General features: G+C 59.4%; 9 protein-coding genes and 1 pseudogene. 7 read left to right on the top strand and 3 right to left on the bottom strand.

The genetic code is table 11. The annotated features are described in order from the left end of the window. Positions 1–530: TetR/AcrR family transcriptional regulator (locus AE618_RS28625; protein ID WP_197280868.1), on the top strand; the 530-nt coding region annotated here is incomplete at its 5' end. Positions 531–614: 84 nt separating this feature from the next. Here AE618_RS28625 and AE618_RS22990 read toward each other — a convergent pair. After that, positions 615–1,388, bottom strand: coding sequence for an alpha/beta fold hydrolase (locus tag AE618_RS22990; protein ID WP_197280867.1), 774 nt, complete (start codon positions 1,386–1,388; stop codon positions 615–617). 74 nt (positions 1,389–1,462) lie between these two features. Continuing rightward, a complete protein-coding gene (locus AE618_RS27570; RefSeq protein ID WP_082365508.1) occupies positions 1,463–2,536 on the bottom strand; it encodes a mandelate racemase/muconate lactonizing enzyme family protein in 1,074 nt (357 codons plus the stop codon). 197 nt (positions 2,537–2,733) lie between these two features. Here AE618_RS27570 and AE618_RS22975 point away from each other — a divergent pair, with 197 nt between their 5' ends. From AE618_RS22975 to AE618_RS22950, 6 genes are all read left to right on the top strand, one after another. Beyond that, complete coding sequence (locus tag AE618_RS22975) at positions 2,734–3,681, top strand: helix-turn-helix transcriptional regulator (protein WP_054211410.1); 948 nt, start codon at positions 2,734–2,736, stop codon at positions 3,679–3,681. Positions 3,682–3,765: 84 nt separating this feature from the next. Continuing rightward, the gene (locus tag AE618_RS22970; RefSeq protein ID WP_054211409.1) at positions 3,766–5,244 is read left to right on the top strand and encodes an aldehyde dehydrogenase; all 1,479 of its coding nucleotides are present in this window, start codon (positions 3,766–3,768) and stop codon (positions 5,242–5,244) included. Between the two features lie 80 nt (positions 5,245–5,324). Continuing rightward, positions 5,325–6,533 (top strand): iron-containing alcohol dehydrogenase, encoded by a 1,209-nt coding sequence (locus AE618_RS22965; protein ID WP_054211408.1) that lies wholly within the window; start codon positions 5,325–5,327, stop codon positions 6,531–6,533. 354 nt (positions 6,534–6,887) lie between these two features. Then, entirely contained in the window at positions 6,888–7,937 is a 1,050-nt protein-coding gene (gene dctP, locus AE618_RS22960; RefSeq protein ID WP_082365506.1) for a TRAP transporter substrate-binding protein DctP, read from the top strand. An 11-nt stretch (positions 7,938–7,948) separates the two neighbouring features. Continuing rightward, the gene (locus AE618_RS22955) at positions 7,949–8,491 is read left to right on the top strand and encodes a TRAP transporter small permease (RefSeq protein WP_082365505.1); all 543 of its coding nucleotides are present in this window, start codon (positions 7,949–7,951) and stop codon (positions 8,489–8,491) included. A gap of 1 nt (position 8,492) precedes the next feature. After that, on the top strand, positions 8,493–9,806 hold the full coding sequence (locus AE618_RS22950; protein WP_054211405.1) for a TRAP transporter large permease: 1,314 nt from the start codon (positions 8,493–8,495) through the stop codon (positions 9,804–9,806). 399 nt (positions 9,807–10,205) lie between these two features. Here AE618_RS22950 and AE618_RS22945 read toward each other — a convergent pair. Next, positions 10,206–10,454, bottom strand: a pseudogene (locus AE618_RS22945) (transposase); the annotation flags it as partial. Between the last annotated feature and the right edge of the window lie 133 nt (positions 10,455–10,587).

Here is a 10,587-nt window from a genome sequence, read left to right as displayed (position 1 = left end):
ACTCGGTCAAAGCGCTCTCTGAGCGATTGGGGATCACCCGCTCAAGCTTCTACAATGCCTTCGAGAGCCGCGAGGCCATGTTCATGGAAGCGCTTGAACGCTATCTCGAACGTTCGCCCGACCGCGCGCTGGCGGTGGTGCCGCCTGAAGGAAGCGTCTGCGCGCTGATAACCGCGACATTCAAGACGGTCTGTCAAAGCCTTGCCCGGGATGTCGACGCGAAGGGCTGTCTGGCCGTCAACAGCGTTGGCGCGCTCTGCAACGTGGATGCCGAATTGGGCCCTAAGGTGGCCGCCCATATGGTCGAGCGGCTCGGGCGGATAGAGACATTGCTGGGCGTGGCCGTCGCGCGCGGAGAGCTTCCCCACGACACCGACATCGCTGCGACCGCGCTAACGCTGAAAACCTTCCTGGTTGGTTTGAACGTCATGGCGAAAGTGGCGCCTGATCGTGCTGCCTTGTGGTCGGCTGCAGGCGCGATGCTGGCTTCTTTCGGGATTTTGCGCGAGTCCGTGACACGGGAAGCTTGAAGATCGCGCAGACTGCCGTCAGCGTCGCGATGTCAGATCGCGGCGCCGGGTACATAGTCAGGCAACTCTCGATCAGAGCGGTCTTCAAATCCTTTTGCCCTCATGGCGGAGGAACGTCTCGACGATACCGAAGAATTCCGGTGGCACTTCAAGCATCGGATAATGACCGGAATGCTCGATGACGTGCAGCAGCGCGTTCGGCAGCTGCTTGAGATAGGTCTCCTTGAGGAATTCAGGACCAAGAGCGTTGTCGGTGGCACCGCCGATGACAAGCACCGGCGTGCCGATCGAGCCAACTTCGGCAGAGAAATCGGTTGTCGTCCAGGTGCGGAGGTAGCCGAGAAAGGCTTCGCGCGAGATCGCTCCGCGCGCGGCGGCGGTCAATCCTTCGAGAAAGGAGGAGGAATATCGTTCACCCGTCAGCGTGTTGAAGATGGCCGTAAGCGCGCTGTCATCGTCTGCCGCGGTTTCGAAGAACGTCCGCGTGCCATCATCGACAGGAAAGCCTGAAGCCGGCACCGGCGTCGCAGCAACCGCGGAAGTCACACGCCCCGGGGCCTGCAAAGCCATTTTCTGAATGACCATGCCGCCCATCGAATGGCCGACCACTTGAAATTCTTGCCATCCAAGCAGGTCGCACAAATCAAGGGCGTCTTTAGCGATCTCGTCCACGGAATAGGTGCCAGTGACAGCAGCGCGATTGAGGCCATAGCCCCGGAAATCCATTTGTGCGATCGTGAATTCCGCCTGAGAAAAGCATGGAACAATCGTGTCGAAGACGTGGTGATCACTCAGCCATCCATGCAGGAAAAGGACTCTACGTGGTCCATAACCGGAAACGTTCGCTTTCAGGGTCATCATATCCTCCTCGATATTTTCTTTGTTGCGCTCGCCACGGCTGATGTGCCCGACTGCGGTCGGGCGGTGGAAACTCAGGCTGCGCGCAATTGTCGGCGCGCCGCCGCGGAAAGCGACAAGCCGTGCCCCGGTGCCGCGCCTGCTGTCAGCATTCCGTTGGAATCGACCTTGGGGACGCCGTCGAGAAGCGGTTCGAGGAGCGGGAAATCCTCAAGCCAAGTGACGTTCGGCGCCGCAGCCGCGACATGAGCAAAGAGACCCGGCAGGAAATGCGGCATGACCTCAACCCCGAAGGCTTCCGCCAAGCGGGACAGGCGCAAGGTTTCAGTCAGCCCGCCCATCATAGCGAGATCGGGCTGAATGACGGCGCTCAATCCGTCCTTCAAATACGGAAATACCGCCTCGCAACCCTGCAAGTGTTCTCCAGTCGCAATCGCTCCTGGGTGCGCCTTGGCGAGAGTTCGGTACCCTTCGAGGTCGTGCGCCGGAAGCGGTTCCTCGACAAAGAGCCCGCCATTGGCAAGAACAGCGGCAATCAGTGTGCGCGCCGTGGTCAGGTTTCCCTTTTCATTCATGTCGACCATCAGCCATTGATCTGATCCCATGTGCGATCGGGTAGCGTCGATCAATGCGATGTCGTCGGGTCGACCGGATAGTCTAAGCTTCACCGCTTTGAACCCTTGTTCGCGATGGCGCAGAACTTGATCGGCGATTGCATCTTCCCCCTGGTTCGGTCGATAGCCGCCGCTGCCGTATGCTGGCACGGGCCTCAATGCACCACCCATCGCGACGCCAAGTGGAACGCCCAGGCGTTTGGAGTGCAAGTCCCAAAGCGCGACGTCAAGCGCCGCAAGCCCTATATAATTGGGACCACGCCCTGTCCTGTTGCAGGCTATTTTCACGCGTCGCCAGGTCACTTCCGGATGTTCAACCGGCGAATTCAAAACGATTTCACGACCGATTTGGTCGAGCGCTTTGACAGCGGCAGCACCTCGACCGCCGATCGCGTAGGAAAAGCCGAAGCCTTCGACACCATCGTCGGCAATGAGATCGCAAACGATGACATCGATTTCCCCGACGCCAGAACCGCCAGTCGCGCTGGGCAATTTATATGTCATCAAGCCTGACGAAAGGCGTCGAACATTCATAGACAATTCCCAGACAGAGCGCCGCTGAGCCCATGAGGGCGAGCTCCAGACAATTGCGGACGGTTGCCGGGTTCGTTTCGCCCAACGGAGCCGTTGGCTCGCCCGAAACGGTCATCCGTGTTTCGATACGGGTCTGCCGCAGGGAAATCATTATATTGGCGCCCGAAACGTGGAGTTCATCTGTTAAAGGAAGTGTCATGATCGGAAGAAAGGCGGTTCTTAGCATCGTCCCCCGCAGCGAAAGCGTGCTGGCGCGCGCTCAGATCGAGATGCGTTCCGGCAAGTCGCGGCTCATCGACAATCTGCTGCAAGGCCTGTCCAAGCGTGATCCTGATCTCGACCAGGACCTGATGCAGTGCGGGCTCGGCATTCAAAGCTGCTATAAGCCGCAAACAATCGCGAAAGTGCTCTTCAGCAAACCCGCCTTGCTGCTGGTCGTCTCGGGCTCGAAGGAGATGCTGCTTCCAAACAAGCGTTATGTCGCTAAGTCGGGCGAATTCCTTATAGTGCCCGCTGACACGGAATTCTGGATCGGCAAGTACCCGGATGAAGCGACCGGAATATATCAAGGCCTTGGATTTCGATTCGATATCGAGACGATTCAAGAGTTCCAGAAGAGTTTTGGCCAGGGGATTGAAAACTGGAATCTCGCGCCGCACTGGCATGCTCCCGCGTCAGAATCTTCGCTCGAATGGGTGGCGCACTGGCTCGATTGGAGCCGGAAATACCCTGTTTCGATACAGATTCAGCGTCATCGCCTGGTCGAGCTGCTACTGCTTTTCGCACAAGCAGGCCTCGCCGGTAATATCCTCGTGAGCCGCAGTCCTAGCTGGCGCCAACGCGTTTCACAAATGCTCGGCGTCGATCCGGCCCGAGCTTGGCGCTGCAAGGAGGTGTGCAAGGCACTGGGCGTTAGTGAGTCAGCCATGCGGCGACGACTGCAGGTCGAAGGTACGAATTTCAGGGAACTTCTCGAAGAAGTCCGTCTGATGTCCGGCCTGACAATGGTTCAGGAAACGCATCTGACGATCTGCCAGGTGGCGGATGCAGTGGGGTATCAATCCCAGTCGCGTTTCACCGACAGGTTCAAGGAACGCTTTGGCGTCACCCCTACGGCGTTGAGGCGTTCAGGACAGGCTTACTGAGGCGAAGATTCCGCGGTTGGGGGCGAGTTGCCTGCCCCGCATTGTTTCACTCTCACGCTCGAACACCGTCAGCTTGAGGGTACGATGATAGATTTTAAAATGTTAATTGGTGGCGATGAGCGCATCGCCGCAGGCGAAGGCTGGATTGACAGCGTCAACCCGTTCACCGGCAAGGTATGGGCGCGTGTACCGCGCGGGCAGGAAAGGGATGCGATCGCGGCAGTCGAGGCTGCTGCGGCTGCCATGGAAAATCCCGCCTGGGCGAACATTACCGCCAGTCAACGTGGTGCGCTTTTGCGCAAGGTTGGCGATCTCATCCTCGACAATGCCGAACGCCTTGCTGACCTTGAGGTCCAGGACAACGGCAAGCTCAAGGCCGAAATGCTCGGCCAGCTTCGCTACCTGCCGCAGCACTATTACTATTACGGTGGTCTTGCTGATAAAATCGAAGGGGCCGTTATTCCTTCCGACAAGGCAGGGATGTTTACCCATACCGTCTACGAGCCGCTCGGCGTGGTTGTGGCCATCACGCCGTGGAATTCGCCGCTGTTGCTGACGACATGGAAGCTCGCGCCGGCGCTTGCGGCGGGCAACGCCGTCGTCATCAAGCCTTCCGAGCACGCTTCCGTTTCAATGATTGAATTCGCGAAGCTGTTTCTTGCGGCAGGGTTCCCGCCGGGTGTGGTGAATGTTGTCACCGGCTATGGCAACGAATGCGGCGCGGCTCTGGTGGAGCACCCGAAAGTCGCGAAAATCGCCTTCACGGGGGGCGATGCCGGGGGTAAGGCGGTTTACCAGGCCGCCGCCAAGACGCTCAAACACGTCACGCTCGAACTCGGTGGTAAGTCCCCGAACATCGTCTGTGAGGATGCGGATATTTCGCAGGCGGTGAAGGGCGCTGTCTCCGGCATTTTTGCCGCCACCGGTCAGACCTGCATGGCCGGGTCGCGCTTGTTGGTCCATGAGGCGCGTCACGATGAATTCGTCGCGGCTCTGCGTGCCTTCGTCGCTAACGCGAAGATGGGCGACCCGATGGCACTCGACACGCAGATCGGTCCGGTCGCGACATTGCCGCAATACGAGAAGGTGCTCGATTACGTTGCCATCGCGACCGCAGAGGGAGCCACGCTGGCGCATGGCGGCAAGCCCTATCGCGGCAGCGGATGCGAGAACGGCTGGTTCGTCGAACCGACGATTCTGACCGATGTTACCAATTCGATGCGCGTTGCCAGGGAAGAGATCTTCGGGCCGGTGCTCTCGATCATCCGCTTCAAAGACGATGATGAGGCAATCGCGATCGCGAACGACACGCCCTATGGCCTCGCCGCCGGTGTGTGGACAAACGACCTTACCCGCGCCTTCCGTTACACCAAGGCGCTGAAGGCAGGCACGGTTTGGGTCAACGCCTATCGCGTCGTGAGCTACGCGGTGCCGTTCGGCGGTTTCAAGCAATCGGGCATCGGGCGCGAGAACGGTCAGGAGATGATCAAGGAATATCTCCAGACTAAGAGCGTCTACATCAATCTCGAGAAGGACGTTCCGAACCCGTTCGTCCTGCGCTGAGGCGCGATTGGCGCAACGCCCTCGCGAGAAGGGCGCGCGCATGTGTGGGAATCAAGGAAACATCAAACAAGGAGTAGGGCATGGAAGCGTCTTTCCTTATGCCGACACACGTCATCCATGGCGCCGGGGTCCTCGCGGGCATCGGCTCAGCCATTGCGGCGATGGGCATCCGGCGCGTTCTGGTCGTTACCGATGCTAATATTACGCCGCAACCGTTCTATGTGGCAATTCTCGACGCATTGGACAGAGCGGGTATTCGCGTGAGCGTCTATGACGGCTGCCGGATCGATGCGCATCTCGATGAGGTGGACGAGCAGGCCGCGCGCGTGAGCGCAGGTTCGCTCGAAGCGGTGATCGGCGTCGGCGGCGGCTCAGTGCTCTGTGCCGCCAAGGCCATCGCGATTGTCGCGAGGAACCCGCCGACATTTCGCGCCTGCGCCGGTGTTGCCCGCTTTCCCCATCGCGCTTTGCCAATGTTCCTGGTGCCGACAACCGCCGGGTCCGGCGCTGAGGTATCTCAGTTCACACTGGTGAAGGATGACGCGAACGGCGCAAAATTCGTGGGCGGCGGCCCTTTGAGCTTTCCCACCATAGCGTTCCTGGATCCGGTCGTGCTGGCCGCTATTCCTGCCCGCCTTGCGGCGATTTCAGCAATCGATGCCTTGACCCATGCGATGGAGGCGATGTTCACCGAGTTCGCAACTCCACTGACCGACGGTCTTGCGATGACCGCGATTGGTCTGCTGATGCGCTCGATCACCTGCGCGGTCACGACACGCGCCCCCGACGCTTGTGCTGATAATTTGCTGGGCTCGGCAATCGCTAACATGGCGTGTGGCAATGCTCGACTTGGCCTTGCGCATGCGCTGTCGTTACCACTGGAGGCTCGTTGTCACGTGCCGCACGGCATCGGCGTCGGTGTTCTTTTGCCTCATGTCCTTGCCTTCAACGCGCCAGAGGCACCAGCAAAGGTGCGGATGATGGCGGCGGCGATGGGACTTAAGGCTGGCGACGGCGACGCCGCAGTATTGGCCGACGTCCTCGCAACGCTTGGCCAACTCTATGACGAGATCGGCTTTCCGCACCATTTCGATGGTCATTTCGACAAGCCCTCGTCGCTGCGTGAGATTGCCGAGGCTGCATTGCCCGGGCTCTATGGGATGGCCCCAGCGGAGCCGGTTACGGCGAGCTCAATAATCGCCTCGCCGAATATCCGCCGGGCTAGCGTTGAGGATGCGAGTGCGCTGTATGCGGCGTGTTTTGAATCCCTCGATCGTGCCCGGATATAGGCCGAGCCAACGTTTCGCCGGACGTTCCTCACCCAGACCAAGCGATAACAACGGCAAGTTTTCTCGTCCCTGGTTCTGGCGCCGCTGCGGCAAGCGAAAACGGTCTCATCGACTCAGAGGGAGTGTCCGGCCGCACGGCGACCAGCCACGCCCGATAAAGTAAGGCGCCAACGCGGAGCGATCTCCTCCAGCGCGCGGTTGGAGGGCCGACTTTGGCAGGCGAGCTCTGTACCGATGGGCGATTGGGGCGAACGGATAGCATTTACAGGCCTGAGGCGATGTGACGAGCCTATATAGCAAAGGCTAAGAGAGTCGCTGCAGGCGGCCAGCACGGTCACCACCAATGGTGACTCAATGATAAGCGGGAGGACTGAAATGAAACTGAAATTTACACTCGTCGCCTTGACGTTCGCGATGGCTCCGCAGGCTTTTGCGCAAGCTGTCAATTACCCCCAGATGAACCTTCGTCTCGCGCATTTTGGGCCGAAAGTCTTCGTCCAAAGCGGTATCGATCAATGGTGGGCCGACGAAATCAAGAAGCGCTCGGGCGGCAAGATCAATATCAGGATCTTCTGGGGAGGATCGGCGGGCCAGCCGCTGGAAATCCTGGGTCTGGTCGGTTCAGGCGCCGTTGATTTCGGTGCCGTGCCGCAGGCGTATTTTCCCAACGAATTGCCGCTGATCGGGGCGCCCAATTCCGTACCTTATGTCTTCAAGACACCCAAGGCGGCGGTTGCGGTCTCGGCCGGGCTGGTGGCGGAAAACAAGGCGGTTCAGGAAGAGCTTCGCAGGAACAAGGTGAAGCCGCTCTTCTTTCATCCGATGAATCCTTATTATCCGCTCTGCACCAAGCCGGTTAAGGTGATGGCCGACTTCAAGGGGTTGAAAATCCGGAGCTTTGGAGCCTATCAGCCACCGATGTGGGACGCGCTCGGTTCGGTCGGGGTGAACGTCCTTCCCTCGGATATCTACGAGGGCTTGCAGCGCGGGCGTCTCGATTGCGGGTTCTTCTCGGCTGATCTCTACAAGGTCACGAAACTGTACGAAGTGGCCAAGCACCTGTCGACCGCCGGTGTCGGACCGGTCGCGACCTGGCCGATCTGGGTCAACTACGACAAGTGGGAGAGCAGCTATCCGGCCGAGGTCAAGAAGCTGATCACCGAGGTCAGCGAAGAGGCCGCCGAGCGCAGCATGCGGGCGATCGCCGAGGCTGAAGCTGAGGCGCTCGACTTCCTCAAGAAGCAGGGCGTTGCGGTTGTCGATTTCGCCGAACCCGATGCCTATCACGCGGCGATCCCCGATATGCGCGAGGTCTGGCTCAAGAGCATGGTGTCGAAAGGGCTGGGCGAGCAGGCGAAAACCGTGCTTGATTACTGGCGCGCCAAGCAAGCCGAGATCGAGTAGGGCGGACGCAAATGCACTCGATTCATCTTGTAGGTCGCGGCCTTGACCGGGCACTGCGAGCCGGCACTCTGCTGTGCGTGAACGTCGCCGGGGCCCTGATCCTCCTGATCGTCGGTGTCGGCGCGCTCGACATGGTCATGAGTTTCGCGCTGAACAAGCCGATCGCCGCTGCTACGAACCTGTCCGAGGAACTGTTGCCCCCCTCGGTCTTCCTGTCGACAGGCATGGTTGTTCGAAACCGGGCCGATATCGTGGTCGATGTGCTCACGGAATGGATGAGCGAGCCTGTCAAGCGAGTGGCCGGAGTGCTCGCGGCGGTTCTGTCATTCGTGTTTCTGGGCATCCTTGCGCTCGGCGCCGTGAAGCTTGCGGTGTCCAGCGTGGCGATCCGCGAAACTGCTGTCGCGGCCGGCGAATTTGCCGTCTGGCCCATGAAGGTCGCCTTTGCCATCGGCGTGTGCATGACGAGTTTCGAAGCCGCGCGGATCGTCGTCCTGAGCCTGATCGCCCCTGCGGATGTCATTCCGGCCGCCAATAAGAACGAGGAGAACTGAGTTGGGTAGTCTTGCTCTTGGTGGCCTCGCGATCGGCGTGGCGCTCGTTCTCACCTTGATTGGCGTTCCCGTGGCATCGGCGCTTGGCCTCGTTGGCCTTGCCGGTCTGTTCATGGTCGGCGGGCAGACATTGCTCGCGTCTTCGGCCGAGACGCTCGTGTACAATGCGCTCAACCAGTATTCGTTTATTGTCATCCCGACTTTTATGTTGATGGGAATTCTCGCCCACCGCGCGGGAGTGACGAGCGATCTGTACGAAGCGTTCTATCGCATACTGGCACGGGTCCGCGGCAGCCTTTTCATTGTGACGATCCTGTCTTCAGCGGGATTTGCGACGATATCCGGCTCTACCGTTGTCAGCGCTGCGGTCTTCACCCGGCTAGCGTTGCCACAGATGAAGCGATTCAACTATGATTCCGGCGTCGGTGCCGGGTGCATTGCAGCTGCCGGCACATTCGCTTCGCTCATTCCGCCTTCCATGATGATGGTGATTTATGCGCTGCTGACGGGCGAATCTATCGGACGCCTCTTCGTGGCGGGCGTCATCCCCGGCATTTTCACGGCGATTGCGTACGTGGTCTTCGTTTTCATTCTGGTGCGCGTTCGGCCGGCCGTGGCGCCGGAAATGGGGAGAGCTTTTAGCACACAGGAGAAACTCACTGCCCTGACCCGTACGGGGCCCTTCCTTGTGCTTGCGGCGATTGTGGTCGGCGGGATCTATAGCGGCCTAGTGGCTCCTACGGCGGCCGGTGCGATCGGAGCGCTCGGTGCGCTGGGCATCGCCGTCTGGCGTGGTGTGGGCAAGCCGAAAATGATTCGGGAGGCACTGGAGGAGACGGCAGTCAGTTCAGGGACGATCTTCCTCGTTCTGATCGGCGGACTCCTGTTCGCGCGCTTCCTTGTATATTCCGGCTTCATTTCAGAGCTCGTCGATGCAATCTCAGCCAGCGGCATTGCCCCGTGGCAGGTATTGCTGGCGGTTGTGATTGCGAACCTGATCCTCGGCATGTTTATGGATACTGTCTCGATAACCGTGGTCACCGTCCCCTTTCTTCATCCGATCATGGTGGGCCTGGGGTACGATCCGATTTGGTTCGGCATCGTCCTCATCAAGCTAATCGAGATTTCAGCGATCACGCCTCCGGTCGGGCTCAATCTCTTCGCGGTCATGGCGTCGGCCCGAACTGAGATCACAACGCGAGAACTCTTCCGCGGCGTAATCCCATTCATCTGCGTAGAACTGGTCTTGCTGACGATCATTATTGCTCTTCCGAAACTCTCGCTTTGGCTACCGGAGCAAATTTATGGACCGTGAAATCGAACTGGCCTGCTGCGGGTTTCGTGGAGGGGTAGGTAAACCGAATTGCTCTGCCCGTGATCTTGCAGAAGCAGAACAAAATTCTGCTAGAGCGAAACCCGATCTGATTGAGTCGTCTGGGATTCCCAAATCGGTTCTGAGCTGATTCATATGTGGACGCCCCCTTTGGCAAGGCGTTTATGTCGGGATGATTTGATCGGTTGCTTTCATATGTCCGGCCTGTTTGTGCGGCGGGTTGTCTGCCGCTGGCCCTGATGGAAATCCGCCGACGAGGTCCCTATCAAACTGACGCGCTGCAGGAACGCATTGAATCACGCGGGTTGATCTCGTCATTGGCTCGATCGTCACTCATCATCGACTGCCGTCACCAATTCGGGTTGTTTCCATTGTTGGCTGCTAGGCGCCGAGCTGATAGGGTCTGTAGGCCTCCTTGCGCGTCAGCAGGACCCACGCGATCCGCGCGAGCTTGTTGGCGAGCGCGATCGAGACCAGCCTAAAGGGCTTTTTCTCGAGCAGCTTCCTGATCCACGCGGCCATCGGCGTCGGCTTGTCCTTCGTATGCCGGATGACGGCCGTGGCGCCGACGACAAGCAATCGGCGCAGGTAGCGGTCTCCCTGCTTGGAGATTCCGCCGAGCCTGGTCTTGCGTAGTCGTCCGGTGTCGGCCCTTTCAGCGTTCTGATGGGCGGCTTTTAGCGAAGGCGGCTTTTCCGATGGCGCGACGCCGGGCCAGCTTTGCGATGTTGGTCTTTATGGTGGGAAGATCGATGTCCTCGGG

It is taken from the genome of Allobosea vaviloviae (genome assembly GCF_001298265.1).
Taxonomy (GTDB): Bacteria; Pseudomonadota; Alphaproteobacteria; order Rhizobiales; family Beijerinckiaceae; genus Allobosea; species Allobosea vaviloviae_B.
This window is presented reverse-complemented; position numbering and strand designations above follow the sequence as displayed.